The sequence below is a fragment of the Acinetobacter sp. COS3 genome (assembly GCF_000475335.1).
Classification (GTDB): Bacteria; Pseudomonadota; Gammaproteobacteria; order Pseudomonadales; family Moraxellaceae; genus Acinetobacter; species Acinetobacter venetianus.
The window spans coordinates 108,921-123,304 of the sequence record NZ_AXCD01000007.1 but is presented as its reverse complement, the minus strand read 5'-3'; the positions used below and the strand labels follow the sequence as shown (position 1 = coordinate 123,304).

14 protein-coding genes are annotated in these 14,384 nt (G+C 38.4%); 12 read left to right on the top strand and 2 right to left on the bottom strand.

The window, feature by feature from the left end; all coding sequences use genetic code 11:
* Positions 1-7: 7 nt before the first annotated feature.
* Both IO68_RS21435 and IO68_RS21430 read right to left on the bottom strand, forming a co-directional pair.
* A complete protein-coding gene (locus IO68_RS21435) occupies positions 8-1,324 on the bottom strand; it encodes a peptidylprolyl isomerase (RefSeq protein ID WP_031234714.1) in 1,317 nt (438 codons plus the stop codon).
* Positions 1,324-3,777: an LPS-assembly protein LptD gene (locus tag IO68_RS21430; RefSeq protein ID WP_007481857.1), complete on the bottom strand. Its 2,454-nt coding sequence runs from the start codon at positions 3,775-3,777 to the stop codon at positions 1,324-1,326. Before IO68_RS21430 ends, IO68_RS21435 begins: the two co-directional genes overlap by 1 nt.
* Before the next feature lie 118 nt (positions 3,778-3,895).
* Between IO68_RS21430 and IO68_RS21425 the strand changes: the two genes are divergently transcribed.
* The 12 genes from IO68_RS21425 (at position 3,896) to IO68_RS21370 (ending at position 14,373) form a co-directional block, all read left to right on the top strand.
* Positions 3,896-4,909 carry an aminoglycoside phosphotransferase family protein gene (locus IO68_RS21425; RefSeq protein ID WP_023012879.1) on the top strand — a complete coding sequence of 338 codons (1,014 nt, stop codon included), beginning with the start codon at positions 3,896-3,898 and terminating at the stop codon, positions 4,907-4,909.
* Positions 4,909-5,598, top strand: a complete 690-nt coding sequence (gene murU, locus IO68_RS21420) for an N-acetylmuramate alpha-1-phosphate uridylyltransferase MurU (protein ID WP_023012878.1) — start codon at positions 4,909-4,911, stop codon at positions 5,596-5,598. The genes IO68_RS21425 and murU overlap by 1 nt, the downstream gene beginning before the upstream one ends.
* Positions 5,599-5,773: 175 nt before the next feature.
* Positions 5,774-6,409 carry a 16S rRNA (guanine(527)-N(7))-methyltransferase RsmG gene (gene rsmG, locus IO68_RS21415; RefSeq protein ID WP_023012877.1) on the top strand — a complete coding sequence of 212 codons (636 nt, stop codon included), beginning with the start codon at positions 5,774-5,776 and terminating at the stop codon, positions 6,407-6,409.
* A gap of 18 nt (positions 6,410-6,427) precedes the next feature.
* The gene (locus IO68_RS21410) at positions 6,428-7,210 is read left to right on the top strand and encodes a ParA family protein (RefSeq protein ID WP_019384475.1); all 783 of its coding nucleotides are present in this window, start codon (positions 6,428-6,430) and stop codon (positions 7,208-7,210) included.
* Positions 7,207-8,094 (top strand): ParB/RepB/Spo0J family partition protein, encoded by an 888-nt coding sequence (locus IO68_RS21405; RefSeq protein ID WP_019384476.1) that lies wholly within the window; start codon positions 7,207-7,209, stop codon positions 8,092-8,094. The genes IO68_RS21410 and IO68_RS21405 overlap by 4 nt, the downstream gene beginning before the upstream one ends.
* A gap of 47 nt (positions 8,095-8,141) precedes the next feature.
* On the top strand, positions 8,142-8,771 hold the full coding sequence (locus IO68_RS21400) for a MotA/TolQ/ExbB proton channel family protein (protein ID WP_023012876.1): 630 nt from the start codon (positions 8,142-8,144) through the stop codon (positions 8,769-8,771).
* Between the two features lie 15 nt (positions 8,772-8,786).
* Complete coding sequence (locus IO68_RS21395; RefSeq protein ID WP_004879903.1) at positions 8,787-9,215, top strand: ExbD/TolR family protein; 429 nt, start codon at positions 8,787-8,789, stop codon at positions 9,213-9,215.
* Complete coding sequence (msbA, locus tag IO68_RS21390; RefSeq protein ID WP_023012875.1) at positions 9,212-10,939, top strand: lipid A export permease/ATP-binding protein MsbA; 1,728 nt, start codon at positions 9,212-9,214, stop codon at positions 10,937-10,939. The genes IO68_RS21395 and msbA overlap by 4 nt, the downstream gene beginning before the upstream one ends.
* A gap of 2 nt (positions 10,940-10,941) precedes the next feature.
* Entirely contained in the window at positions 10,942-11,955 is a 1,014-nt protein-coding gene (lpxK, locus tag IO68_RS21385; protein ID WP_004879898.1) for a tetraacyldisaccharide 4'-kinase, read from the top strand.
* Positions 11,956-11,964: 9 nt separating this feature from the next.
* Positions 11,965-12,726 carry a 3-deoxy-manno-octulosonate cytidylyltransferase gene (kdsB, locus tag IO68_RS21380; protein WP_023012874.1) on the top strand — a complete coding sequence of 254 codons (762 nt, stop codon included), beginning with the start codon at positions 11,965-11,967 and terminating at the stop codon, positions 12,724-12,726.
* A gap of 6 nt (positions 12,727-12,732) precedes the next feature.
* Positions 12,733-13,716, top strand: a complete 984-nt coding sequence (locus tag IO68_RS21375) for a DNA polymerase III subunit delta' (RefSeq protein WP_023012873.1) — start codon at positions 12,733-12,735, stop codon at positions 13,714-13,716.
* Between the two features lie 312 nt (positions 13,717-14,028).
* On the top strand, positions 14,029-14,373 hold the full coding sequence (locus IO68_RS21370; RefSeq protein ID WP_004879891.1) for a PilZ domain-containing protein: 345 nt from the start codon (positions 14,029-14,031) through the stop codon (positions 14,371-14,373).
* The last annotated feature ends 11 nt before the right edge of the window (positions 14,374-14,384 follow it).

Here is a 14,384-nt window from a genome sequence, read left to right as displayed (position 1 = left end):
ATTTCTGTTATTTATTCTGTTGAGCTTTGGAATCTAAGCTCACGTCTTTGATTTCAACATAGGCATTTGCACGAAGCTCACGCATCCAGCTATCAACCTCGGTATCAAACTGACGTTCACCAAGAATTTGACGAGCCATACGTTCTTGAACCTCTTTGGTCATGTCTTGTTGGCGCGTATCGCTCACTTGCAGAATGTGCCATCCAAACTGTGTTTGAAATGGTTTGCTGACCTGACCAACAGGTGTGTCTTTCATAACTTGTTCAAATTCAGGAACCATGGTGCCTGGGCTCACCCAACCTAAGCTACCGCCATCACGTGCAGAGCCAGTGTCGTTTGAATATGTTGCAGCTAGAGTGCCAAAATCTTCACCCGCTTTAGCACGATTATATAAGCTGTCGATCATTTGTTTAGCACGATCAAGGCTAACAACTTCTGATGGCTGAATCAGGATATGACGTGTTAGATATTGAGGCACAAGCGCTTTTTGATCATTTTGTTTGCGATCAAGTAATTTTAAAACATGCACACCATCACGAACATTAATAAGTTCAGTAGTTTGACCAACTTTTAATGGCGCAATTCGTGCAGATAGTTCAGTCGGAATTTCTGATAATGAGCGGAAGCCCATGTCAGCACCATCAACAGTTACTGTAGAAGTAGAAAACTTGGAGCTAATTGCTTTAGGGTCATCATTGTTGGCTAAAGCTTGCTTAACTTCTTTTGCTATTTTTTGAACTTCTTCAGTGTTGTCACCTGAAATCCGCATATGAATTACGTGTGCTTGTGTACCAAGTGCAGCTTGACCTTCAGGTGAGTTTAAAAAGTTTTCAACATCGTGATCGCTAATTTTAATACGTGACATTACTTGTTGTTGGCGTAAACGACCAATCGAAAGATCTTCTGCAATACGAGCACGTAGACTCTCGTAAGTACCCGGAGCAATCGCATCTAATTTTTGTTGGAATGCTTCTAGGCTATTTGCGCCTGATTGATTTGCAACTTTTAGAACAGCAGCATTTAAACTTTTCTCATCAGGTTTAATACCATATCGTTTTACTTGCTCTAACTGAGCTTGACGAACAATAAGCTGGTCTAGAACCTGCATTTGCAAATATTGTAATGGGGGAACAGTTTTGTTTTGCGCTTTAAGCTGGTGTTCTGTTTCTGCAATCCCTTGTTCTAAATCACTTTTAAGAATGACACTACTATCAACAATTGCAACAACCTCATCCGTAGGTTGTGCAAAGCTTTGCATTGATGAAGAAATTAGGGCAGCTAGAACAGTGGCTCTAAAGATATGTTGAAAAGATTTTATCTTCATTAACGTTGTGTCCAAGATTGATTAATTTTGTTGAAACCCAAAACTCTATTTTCTAACAGAGATGCAAGTTTGTTGTTTAAAGCACCTAGCCCTTTAAGAGTAAACTCCGCCATAATGGCTTTCTTTCTATGAACGTCAGGAAGCGTGGGATCATCCAAATCGTTATAGTAAGAACGACCATAAACGGAAACTGCCCAACAACAAGACTCATAATTTACACCGAGTAAATATTCGCGCATTAAATTATTATCTAAATCATATTGAGCGTGACCCATAATACGCCAATTATCTTTCACGGGTTGTATAAAGGATGCAACAGCTTGGTCGTATGCATCTTGGCGATCTGGAATGTATTTACGGTAGAAGTAACCTAGGTTATACAGGTTGCCTTTATCACCTACATAGTAAGCTTGGAAATCTCGTTGAGCATTATCGCCACTATCCATCCATGCTGAATTCGCAGCAATAGTGAAGTTTTGGTTGAGTTGGCTAGACAAGCTTACAATAGGGCCGGTACGACGTTGTTTGTCGAATTCATCTGGCTCTTGATTTAGTGTTACGCGTCTATCACTAAAATAATAACTCTGCCCAATACTCGCTTTGATTCGCTCTAAGCCTTCGGTATCCAATAGGCTGTATGTTACGCCTAGAGACAAAAAGTTATTGTCATCTAAGCGGTCATGTCCGTAGAAGCGATAAGGGTTGAAGAGTTGATCATAACTAATTGAAGCTGTTGTTGAGTCAAAGTTAGGGTAATCTTCTTGGTTTTTGTAAGGTGAATATGCGTAAAAGGCACGTGGTGAAATGCTTTGTAAGTATTTACCATCTTTTTCGAATGTTACACCTGTTGCAAAAGTAAATTGTGGAACCACAACTGACTTTTGTAAATCATCAGATCCACGATTTACTTGGGCGTCCTGATCATAATAAGTGTTGATGCTTCTTACAGAAACTTCAGGAATCGCATAGAACCAAGATGGGGTTAGATAATTATATCGAACTGCAAATTGGTTGTAGATACGTGTACCACTTGACTCTAAAGCTGAGCCATCATTAATCGATTTTTTGAAGTAAGCTGTATCATTGTTAAATTCGTATTGAAGACCTTGAGGGTCGCCAGTGACGTAATTTAATAAGAATTGTGGAAGACGCGCATAAGGTTTATCTGCATCTTTAATTGTTTCATCCAGTGTTTGGAAGTCTTCGACTTTCAATTGTGCCTTAAGCCCAGGAATACCATTTTGGTAGTTTAGCTCCCATGCGCGGCGTAAGTTCAAGTCCGTTTTTGAATTTGGGCTTGTATTAAAGTCAGAGAAATAATCTTTATCAGAAGCGTGGTTGTATTCTAGGTTTGTAGACCATTGATCGTTAATTTTCCAGTTATGCAGGAAATGTAAATCTTCACGATCTTTGTTGTCGTATTGATTGTCAGTTGGTAAATAACCACCCCAAATACGACCAGAACCAAAGTTTTCAGTCATGTATCTAAATTCGGCATCTAACTTGACACCGCGTTTACTCATGTAGCTTGGGGTTAATGTTAGATCATAGTTTGGTGCAAGGTTTAGATATACTGGAACAGTAAGTTGAGCACCACCATCATTACTATAACCAAAGTTTGGATTTAAAATACCAGTCGTGCGGCGATCATCAATCGGGAAGTTAAAGTAGGGCACAGCGAGAACTGGAACATCCTTAACATATAACTTTGTACCGCGAGTTACACCTCGGCCTGTATCTTGATTCAGCTCAATTTCTTTAGCTTGAATTCGCCAAGCTGGTTTCTGCTCGGGTGGGCAAGCCGTATAGCTCGCATCTTTTAAAATAACAAGATTTTCATTCGCACGTTTGATCTGACTTGCATGGCCATGTGCATGTTGTTGTTCAGAAATATAAAAACTATTGTTTAAATCGCCAGTTTGGGTCTTTAAGTTATAGTTAATTTGGTCACTTTGCGTTAATAAACCTGATTGTGCAAGCTGAACACGACCTTGTGCATTTGCATATGTTTGAGTTGAATCAATCGTCACTTGATCTGCACGAATGGTTCGTCCTTCTTGGTCAATTATAACGTTGCCTTGTAGGACTGAATCACCTTCAGGATTGTAGTGGCCATAGTCAGCCGTGATGACAGAGGTTGTGCTACTTGCATCAACAGCTTTGGTTTCGGGGTTAATCGGTGTAACCCATGTTCCTTGGCAGAAAGAAGAGCTTAAGTAACGGTTATCACGTAACTGTGCTTCTGGTGCAGATTTATCAACGTAATACTGTTGAAAAAACTTTTGACCAGGAAAGCTTTCTTGGTCTTGTTGAAGTTTAGCTTTAAGCTGGGCATTGTCTAAAGTCGAGACATGAGACGAATCTGTTGCTGCGAAACTTGATTGAATCGAGCCGCCACACAAGAGTGTCAAAATAGCAGTTGCTAAAGGATTAAATTTAAACTGATGTTTCATTGTCTCATTAACCAGTACGCTAATTCACAATTAATTATTGTCGCATCATAGAGAAAAAGTTGATAAGTGGCTACACTTAAGCTTTCAAAATCTCAGCTAGTTTTAGATTTTATTGCAAATGAATACACAACGTGAACAATTGATACAAACTTGGCTTCAAGCCACTCTCCAATCAGATCAATTTGAGATCAGCTTTTTGGCAGGAGATGCGAGCTTTCGTCGTTACGCACGAGTTAAGTTACAAAACAAAACATATATGCTTATGGATGCGCCGCCTGAAAAAGAAGATTGTGTTCCATTTGTGACCATTGATGAGTTTTTTGACAAGCATGGTGTGCGTGTTCCGCATATTATTGCAAAAGATCTCGATAAAGGTCTGTTGTTGTTGGAGGATTTTGGTGATGTAGTTTTATCTACATTGTTAAATGATATTACGGTAGATCAATATTACGCTCAAAGCTTTAAGCAGTTAATTGAATTGCAGCAGATTGATGCTAAAGAATATTTACCAGAGTATTCATATGACAAACTGATGTCGGAAATGCGTTTGTTAACGGACTGGATGTTACCATCATTGAATATTCAGCCTTCTGAACAGCAGTTGGAAACAATTGAACAAGCATTTGATTTCCTTGCTGTAGAGGCAACTCAGCAACCGCAAGTCATTGTGCATCGTGATTTTCACAGTCGTAATTTGATGAAAATTGAAAATGAACAAGAATTAGGGGTGATTGATTTTCAGGATGCTGTAATTGGCGCAGATACTTATGATCTGATTTCCATTACGCGTGACGCCTACGTGCAGTGGAATGCTGATCGTGTCTACGAATGGTTTGAAGTTTTCTATAACTTATTGCCAGCAGCAGCGAAAGAAAATCGTAATTTTGAGCAGTTCAAGCGTGATGCGGACTTAATGGCAATTCAACGTCATTTGAAAATTTTAGGTATTTTCGTTCGTTTGTTTGAGCGTGATGGAAAATCGGGATACTTAAAAGATTTACCGCGTGTAATGTGGTATCTGCTAGAAGAAAGCCAAGGTTATGATGAACTGAATGATTTTATGCAGTTTATCCGTGATGTAGTTATGCCAAAGTTTATTATCAAATATGGTGACTATGAGGTTGCAGCATAATGAAAGCAATGATTCTAGCTGCTGGTATGGGCAATCGTATGCGTCCGCTGACCTTGAACACACCTAAACCTTTACTAGAAGTTGGTGGCAAACCATTAATTGTTTGGCATATTGAAAAGTTACAAAAGATTGGTGTAACTGAAATTGTCATCAATACAGCATGGTTGGGTGAAAAACTTGCGAATACTTTGGGTGATGGCTCTCAATTTGGTGTCACGATATTATGGTCTCATGAAGGTGAGGGGTTGGAAACGGCAGGAGGCATCATTAATGCTTTACCATTGCTAGGAACTGATCCTTTTATTTTGGTCAATGGTGATGTCTGGACAACAATGGACTTTTCTACATTGTTGGATGTTGATTTAAGTGATAAGCAAGCACACTTGGTGTTGGCTGATAACCCGCCACAACATACCAAAGGCGATTTTATTCTAGCGAATGATTTGGCTTACACTTTTGAGCAAGATCAACTCGGTGAAGCACTTACGTATAGCGGTGTTGCTGTATTAAAGCCACAAATGTTTGTGGGTTTAGAAAATGGCAAACGACCGTTAGCACCTTTACTTAAACAAGCGATGCAACAACAACAAGTTTCAGCTGAAAAAATGCAAGCAATTTGGGTTGATGTAGGAACACCTGATCGTTTGGAACAACTTGATCAGCAAATCAAACAAGGTGTGTTCTGCTAATAAAATTAATTTTTGTCACTCTTTGATTTGTATAAGCAAAGACAAAAAACTGATGGATTGTGCAGTTTATCATGAACATAGATGTTTAACTGCATAATCGTTCAACAAGTCCTACTGTGTCTTGTATCAGAAATCGGTATACTGCACAGCAAATTTATCGAGATGTTACACCGTTATGCATCCTTTTTTTCAAGAATTAAAGCAAGGTAGCCAAGCACTAGGTTTAGATCTAAGTGAAGAGGCTTTAACTCTCTTATTGAAATATCAAGATGCACTCGTGCTTTGGAATAAAGCTTATAACCTTACGGCCATTCGCGATCCAAAAGAAATGTTGGTTAAACATTTATTAGATAGCTTAAGTATTTTAAAAGATTTGCCAAAAGGTCGTTTGTTGGATGTTGGTACGGGTGGTGGTATGCCCGGCATGATCATTGCATTATGTCAACCAGAGCGTTCATGTGTATTATTGGATTCAAATGGAAAAAAGATTCGTTTCTTGAAGCAATTTATTGCTGATTTAAAACTAACAAATGTAATTGCAGTTCAAACACGTGTTGAAAATGAAGATAGCATTGGTGAACTTGGTCAGTTCGATGTCATTACAAGTAGAGCCTTTGCATCTCTGACAGATTTTGTAAATGCTGCACAGCCGTATATGCATCAACAAAGCATTATTGCGGCGATGAAAGGTCTAATCCCAACGGATGAGGTTGAACAAATGAAGAATGAATATTCTTGTCAGGTTGTTGAGCTTCGTGTACCGAGATTAGATGAACAACGTCATTTACTTTTACTTCAACGTATTCAATAAAAAATATTAAGGGTAATCATGGCTCAAATTATTGCGATTGCAAACCAAAAAGGTGGTGTAGGGAAAACCACAACAGCAGTGAATCTTGCTGCATCTTTGGCGATCTTAAAAAAACGTGTTTTGCTGGTTGATATGGACTCGCAAGGGAATGCCACCATGGGATCTGGTGTTCAAAAGAATGACTTACTTTATTCTGTAACTGATGTTTTATTAGGTGAAGTACCTATCGAAACGGCTATTCAAAAAGCTGAAGTAGGATATAAAGTTTTAGGTGCAAATCGTGAACTTGCTGGTGTAGAGCTTGCAATTGCAGAGCAAGAAGGGCGTGAGTTCATTCTGAAAAATGCTTTGCAGGAAGTCGATTCAGCATTTGATTATATTATTGTAGATTGTGCACCAAGTTTGAGTCTAATCACCGTGAATGCTTTAGCGGCTGTGAATGGTGTTATTATTCCAATGCAATGTGAATATTATGCTTTGGAAGGTTTAGCAGATCTAACGCAAACAATTGATCGTATACAAAAAGCCCTCAATCCAAACTTGGAAATCGTAGGGGTATTACGTACCATGTACGATGCACGTAATGCATTGACGCGTGATGTTTCGGCTGAATTAGAACAATATTTTGGTAAGAAACTTTATGACACAGTTATCCCAAGAAATATTCGTTTAGCTGAAGCGCCAGCGCATGGTTTGCCTGTTATCTATTTTGAGAAAAGCTCAAAAGGCGCAGTTGCATATTTGAATTTAGCAGCAGAAATGTTGAAGAAAAGTAAAGTGAAAAAAGGAAGTGCGGTATGAGCATCAAAAAACGCGGATTGGCTAAAGGTCGTGGTTTAGATGCGCTGTTGGGTTCAATTCAAAAAGAAAAATTGCAACTTGAAGCACAAGCCTTAGATCATGGTCAACTCAAGCAAATTGATGTTAATTTATTAAAACGTGGTGAGTATCAGCCACGTCGTTTTATCCAAGAGCAAGATTTACAAGAGCTTGCATCATCAATTGAAAAGCATGGTGTAATGCAACCAATCGTCATCCGTCCAGTTGATGATGAAGAATATCCTTATGAAATCATTGCGGGTGAACGTCGTTGGCGGGCTGCTCAACTCGCGGGCTTGGCAGAAATTCCTGCGATTGTACGAGATCTAAATGATCAGGTTGCAATTGCTTTAGCGTTAATTGAGAACATTCAACGTCAAGATTTAAATCCGATTGATCAAGCGCTTGCACTACAACGTTTCCATGATGAATTTGGTTTAAGCCATCAGGAAATTGCGGATACTGTTGGCAAAGCTCGTACTACAGTAAGTAACTTATTACGTTTGTTAAGCTTAGCTGATCCAATTAAAGATTTTATGCAGCAAGGTCAAATTGATATGGGGCATGCCCGTGCCATTCTAGCTTTGAAAGCAAAAGATCAATTGGAAGTCGCTAAAATCGTAATTGAAAAAGATTTGTCAGTGCGTCAAACTGAACAATTAGTTCGTGAGTGGAGTGAACCAAAGCCTGAAAAGGAAAAGGTGCAAGTTTCTCCTGATATTGAGCATTTAACTCAGAGGCTTTCAGAGCGTTTCGGAGCAAATGTAAAAATTGACCATAATCAAAAAGGCAAAGGGAAAATGGTCATTCATTACCACTCATTGGATGAGTTGGATGGTATTTTGAATATTTGTTTACCTAACTAATATTTAGGGTGCATCCTGTTATATTTTAAATATTATTGGGGAATAATATGTGGGAACTCGTAAAGGCTGGCGGTTGGTTAATGCTGCCTCTCATTCTCTCATCAATTTTTACGGTTGCGATTACATTGGAGCGTTATCTTAGATTAAAGCGCTCACGAGTTTTACCACAAGATTTACTTGTAAATGGTGCTGATTTAGAAACACTTGTTGCTAAGTTAGAACAAGAACAGGCAATGCGCAGTCCATTAGGACGAATCCTAAAAGCTGGTTACGATCATAGGGATCAAGGTGAACAGTTTACTCGTGCTCAAATGGAAGCAGCAGCATCTCAAGAAATTACTCATCTAGAAAAGAATATCAATTTTCTCGGTACACTAAGTGCAATTGCACCGTTACTTGGTTTGTTGGGTACTGTATTAGGTATTATTGAGTCATTTCTAGTGATCGATGTTGGTTCAGCAGGTAATGCAAGTACAATGATGCCAGGTATTTCTAAGGCGCTAATTACAACTGCTGTGGGGATGCTTATTGCAATTCCAGCGATGATTGCTTATCGATATTTCCAACGAGTTGTTCATGAGTATGTTGCTGAACTCGAGCAACAATCAACTTTGTTTCATGCAGCACTTTTCTATAAAAAAGTACCACATGTTCAAGAACATCGCCGTGCAAGCTAAAGCATAGGTGATCTCATGAAATTTAAACGTTCTCAAGTTGAAGATATTCATATTAATTTGACACCAATGATTGACTGTATGTTATTTATTTTGGTGTTTTTATTACTTTCAACGACTTTTAGTCAGCAAAGCCGTATAAATCTAACATTGCCAGATGCTCAGGGTGTTCCACCTAAACAATTCGATCATAAAATTGAAATCATGGTAGACTCCACAGGGCATTATTCCGTGAATGGTCAAGCATTATCCTCCAAAGATGTTGCTGATCTCAGCACTGCAATTAAGCAAGTTGCACAAGACCGCAGAGATTTTATGTTTATTATTGCGGCGGATGCTAAGGCAACTCATCAAGATGTAATTCGAGTTATGGATGTTGCAGGCCAACTAGGTTTTGTAAACGTCAATATCAGCACAAAAGTTCCAACTAGAGGTTTCACCGAGTGAATCAAGATTTTAAGGTTTATGTTCGCCTTTTAGCTTATTTAAAATCTTATTGGGGCGTAGCCTTATTTGTATTGATCGGTTTTGGAATTAATGCTGCTACAGAAGTTTCTGTTGCGAAACTCCTTAAATATATTATTGATGCGATCCAAAATGGTAGTCGTGAAAACTTAGATTGGTTTCCAGTACTCATCGTTTTGTTGATGTTTTTTCGTGGTGTGGGTTTATTCCTTGGTGGGTACTTTACAGCGGTTATTTCAAGACGTTTGGTATTTAGTATTCGTCAAGAAGTCTATGCAAAGCTATTAAGACTTCCTGCACAGTATTATTTAGATAATACCTCAGGCCATATTAGTGCTAAGTTGATGTACAACGTTCAACAATTGACAGCCGCATCTTCTGATTCATTACAAACCCTAGTTAAAGATGGCTTGATCGTCATTGGTCTATTAAGTTATTTGCTTTATACCAATTGGCGTTTAACACTTTGTATTATCGTTTTCATGCCTGTGATTGGAATCCTTGTTCGCGTAGCGGCTAAACGGATGCGTAAGCTGTCTGTTCAAGTTCAAAATACGATGGGTGATGTAAACCATGTCGTGCAAGAAACGATTAACGGTAACTCTGTTGTAAAGAGTTTTACTGGGGAAGCATTTGAACAACAACGTTTTTATAAATCATCTGAAGAGAACCTTCGTCGTGGTTTAAAAATGGTTGTTGTTCAAAATATTAACAGTCCAATTGTTCAATTGATTCTGTCATGTGCGATGGCTGTAATTCTTTGGCTCGCTCTGAGACCACAAGTGTTTGGTGACACCTCTGCAGGCGAATTTGTTTCATATATCACTGCCGCTGGTTTAATTTCAAAACCAGTTAAAAACTTAACTGATATTAATGAAAAATTACAGCGTGGACTAGCAGCGGCACATTCTGTTTTTGAATTACTCGATTTACCTGAAGAAGAAAATAATGGTCAGCTTAAACCTGAGCTAAAGGGTAACATTCGCTTTGATCAAGCAAGCTTGCAATATGAGGATGGCACGAAAGCGATTAAAGATTTTTCTTTAGATATTCGTGCAGGGCAAACAGTTGCGCTGGTCGGACGGTCGGGAGCAGGAAAAACTTCTCTAGTAAATATGTTACCTCGCTTCCAAGAGTTGAGCAGTGGGCAAATTTATTTTGATGATATTCCCGTAAAAGATATTGAATTACTTTGTTTACGCTCACAAATTGCGATGGTGAATCAGCAGGTTGTGCTTTTTAATCGTTCAGTTCGTGACAACATTGCGTATGGTCAATTACAAGACGCAAGCGATGAGCAAGTGATTGCTGCGGCGAAAGCGGCTTATGCACATGATTTCATCATGAATCTACCACAAGGTTATGACACTATTTTGGGTGCGCAAGGGTTAAATCTTTCAGGTGGTCAACGTCAACGTCTTGCAATTGCGAGAGCGATTTTAAAAGATTCACCTATTCTGATTTTGGATGAGGCGACGAGTGCCTTAGATAACGAATCTGAATATTTTATCCAGCAAGCATTTGATGAGGCAATGCAGGGTCGTACTACGATTGTGATTGCACACCGTTTATCTACTGTTGAAAATGCAGATTTGATTGTGGTGATGGACAAAGGACAGATTGTTGAGCAAGGTACACATGCAGAATTACTTGCAAAAAATGGTATGTACTATCAGTTGCATGAACGTAATTTTGAGGAAAACTAAGGATGTCTTTAGCGCAACATATACAGGATGCTTGGAATAAACAAGCCTCATGGTTAATTGTGTTGCGTCCATTATCATGGTTGTATCGACTCGGATTTAATCTGAATAAATCTCTGTATAAATCTGGCATTAAAACTGTTTATAAAGCGCCAGTACCAGTGATGGTGATTGGTAATATTACTGTAGGCGGTAGTGGTAAAACACCTTTATTAATTCAGTTGGTTAAGCATTTACAACAGCATAATATCCGCGTTGGCGTGATCAGTCGTGGTTATGGGGGGCAAGGGCCTTTCCCAGCATTGGTTAATCGTTTATCAGAACCAGATACTGTTGGGGATGAGCCAGCATTGATTGTACAGTCTACCAGTGTGCCTATGGCTGTTGGGCCTAATCGCCAAGCCTCTATAGAGTTGTTATTGCAATCTCATACATTAGATTTGATTATTAGTGATGATGGTCTTCAGCATTGGGCACTTGATCGTCAGATTGAATGGATCGTGCTAGATCAGAATCGAGGTTTGGGTAATGAAAGATTATTACCTGAAGGTTATTTGCGTGAACCAAAAGCTCGTTTATCGCATAGTACTGTTATTTACCATACCAAAGCTAAAGCTGCTCAAGTTTCCAATAATATGCATTTACAAATAGGCTTGCCTTATCTGTTAAATAAAAATCTTGATTCTGTTTTGTTTGACCGAGAAAAATATTTTAATGCTGTCGTAGGAATAGGTTTTCCTGAACGTTTTTATCAAACATTGAGTCAAATTGGCGTGATTCAGTACCAAGCACATGAATTTCCAGATCACCATGATTATGAGATTTCAGACTTAACTTTTGATAATCAGGATGCAATCATTACGACTGAAAAAGATGCTGTGAAATTTAAGGCATTATTATCACAAAACCCTAATTTTAATATCCCGATTTGGGTTGTTCCTGTTGAAGCAGTTTTATCATCCGATTGTTATGAGTTGTTGAAACAACAATTACAACAAGTCGGTATTCAATTTTTTTAGAGCACTATCATGAAACATATTGTTATTCCTGCTCGTTTTGCGAGTTCACGTTTGCCAGCGAAGCCATTATTACTAATTCATGGTCGTCCAATGATTTTACGTGTGGTGGATCAAGCTAAAAAAGTAGCAGGGTTTGATGATTTGTGTGTTGCTACGGATGATGAGCGAATTGCAGAAGTTTGTCGTGCAGAGGGGGTAGATGTTGTATTAACAAGTGCGGATCATCCTTCTGGTACAGATCGTCTCAGTGAAGTTGCTCGTCTAAAAGGCTGGGCGCAGGATGATATTATTGTCAATGTACAAGGTGATGAACCATTATTACCTGCACAACTAGTACAACAAGTATCTCAGCTCTTGGTTGATAATCCGCAATGTTCGATGTCAACTTTATGCGAATCGATCCATAGTTTGGATGAGTTTCATCGTGATAGCATTGTAAAAGTCGTCATGAGCAATTGTAATGAAGCATTGTATTTTAGTCGAGCAACCATTCCTTATGATCGTGATGGCGCAAAAGAAACAGAAGCTAAACTACATGATCAAGCGTTTCGTCATTTAGGCTTATATGCCTATCGTGTGAAGTTACTACAAGAATATGTAACTTGGGATCAAGGTAAGCTTGAAAAGTTAGAAAGTTTAGAGCAGCTACGTGTATTAGAGAATGGTCATCGTATTGCAATAGCCGTAGCTGAGGCTAACTTACCGCCAGGTGTAGATACGCAAGCTGATTTAGATCGTCTAAATGCAATGCCTGTAAGCTTATTTGAATAATATATAATGGTCGATTTACAACATCCGATGATTTATCCATGGCATGAACAAACTTGGGAACTGTTAACAACACGTTTTCCCGATATTGGGCATGGCTTACTTTTCTATGGCAAGAATGGCTGTGCAAAACGAGAGTTTGCACAACGTTTTGTCGCTTGGGTGCTGTGTTTAAATAAAAAAGCTCAATCAGCGTGTGGCGAGTGTAGTAGCTGTCAGTGGTTGAAATCGGATACACATCCTAATTATGTTCACATCACAACAGATGAAGAAAATAAGAAACAAAATGCGAAAATAAAAATCGAAAAAATTCGAGATTTGCTTCCATTTGTTCAACAAACCGGTGAGGGCTGGCGTGTGGTTGTGATCGAACCAGCTGAAGCACTCAATATTGCATCCTCTAATGCTTTACTAAAAACATTGGAAGAACCTGGTAAGCGCGTTGTTCTTATTCTGTTAGCAGATCACTATTTAAAATTACCGGCGACGATTCGTAGTCGTCTACAGCATTTTGCTTTAGATCGTTTAAGTATTCAGGATGCTCAGCAGTATGTTCAGCAACAATTACCAAATATTTCTGTAGAGCAAATTTCATTGCTGCTAAATTTGGCAAATGATATGCCATTGAGTGCAATCGAACTTCAACAAAGCGAATGGCTTTCTAAAAGAAATAACTTTTTAAGTGATTGGCTGAAACTAGTCTCTGAAAAAAATATGCCTTTGAACTATTCTGGTAAGTGGTCTAAAGAATTGAATTTTTCAGAGTTTGTCACCATGTTTGAATATCTGCTAGGTGATTTGATTAGTTTGAAGCTCAATCAATCAACGCGTAACTATGATTTGGATTTTCAAGCATTAGCCGAATGCTATGATTTAGAAAAACTTTTTGAGATTTATAGTGATTTACAACATAAAAAGCTGATGGTAGAGCAAAATGTTCAAACTCAATTGGCTATGGATGAGTTGTTTATTCAACTTATGAATGTTTCCTAACATGATTGCGTTATGAGTTGTTACATAAGAACAGAGCATAGGCTCTGTTTTTTATTTCACTAGATGTGTTATGAAAAATATGTGTTTAATTGCTGTGCATATGCAGTTTGATGAGGGAGTTAGATGCAAAACATTGTTTGTTGTTTCATCTAATGTTTCTTATAATCAAATCAAGAAATAACGTAATTTTTGTCTACGGTTTTTTGCAATCTGATTATTCATAATCAATCAAATGGCACATATATTTGATCGATTTTTAGAATATTTGGTTATATAAGAATGATTTAAGTTTAAATTTAACAGGGGAATGTTATGCAGCCGCAAATGATGGGTGGGATTATACAGGTAAATATTCCTGATAAAGCAACCTTGCAATCTAGCTATATGCCTTTTGTTCAAGGTGGTGGTTTATTTGTTCCAACTAAACAAGCTGTGAAAATGGGGCAAGAAGTTTTCGTGTTGGCGACCTTACCAGAACAATCTCAGAAAATACCACTCACAGGCAAAGTAATTTGGATTTCTCAAAAACATACACATTTTAAACCACAAGGCTTTGCAATCCAGCTTGTGGGAGAAAAAGGTGTGTATTATAAAAATGAAGCTGAAAAATTGTTGGCAGGATCTAAGGCTTTAGATCGCCCAAGTTATACAATGTAATTATAGTCGTA

Bases quoted from the DNA above. Each gene is read 5' to 3' on its own strand.
- IO68_RS21400 (WP_023012876.1), top strand. From the start codon at position 8,142: ATGTGGGAACTCGTAAAGGCTGGCGGTTGGTTAATGCTGCCTCTCATT.
- IO68_RS21405 (WP_019384476.1), top strand. From the start codon at position 7,207: ATGAGCATCAAAAAACGCGGATTGGCTAAAGGTCGTGGTTTAGATGCG.
- IO68_RS21430 (WP_007481857.1), bottom strand. From the start codon at position 3,777: ATGAAACATCAGTTTAAATTTAATCCTTTAGCAACTGCTATTTTGACA.
- IO68_RS21425 (WP_023012879.1), top strand. From the start codon at position 3,896: ATGAATACACAACGTGAACAATTGATACAAACTTGGCTTCAAGCCACT.
- IO68_RS21375 (WP_023012873.1), top strand. From the start codon at position 12,733: ATGGTCGATTTACAACATCCGATGATTTATCCATGGCATGAACAAACT.
- kdsB (WP_023012874.1), top strand. From the start codon at position 11,965: ATGAAACATATTGTTATTCCTGCTCGTTTTGCGAGTTCACGTTTGCCA.
- IO68_RS21435 (WP_031234714.1), bottom strand. From the start codon at position 1,324: ATGAAGATAAAATCTTTTCAACATATCTTTAGAGCCACTGTTCTAGCT.
- IO68_RS21395 (WP_004879903.1), top strand. From the start codon at position 8,787: ATGAAATTTAAACGTTCTCAAGTTGAAGATATTCATATTAATTTGACA.
- IO68_RS21410 (WP_019384475.1), top strand. From the start codon at position 6,428: ATGGCTCAAATTATTGCGATTGCAAACCAAAAAGGTGGTGTAGGGAAA.
- rsmG (WP_023012877.1), top strand. From the start codon at position 5,774: ATGCATCCTTTTTTTCAAGAATTAAAGCAAGGTAGCCAAGCACTAGGT.
- IO68_RS21370 (WP_004879891.1), top strand. From the start codon at position 14,029: ATGCAGCCGCAAATGATGGGTGGGATTATACAGGTAAATATTCCTGAT.
- murU (WP_023012878.1), top strand. From the start codon at position 4,909: ATGAAAGCAATGATTCTAGCTGCTGGTATGGGCAATCGTATGCGTCCG.
- lpxK (WP_004879898.1), top strand. From the start codon at position 10,942: ATGTCTTTAGCGCAACATATACAGGATGCTTGGAATAAACAAGCCTCA.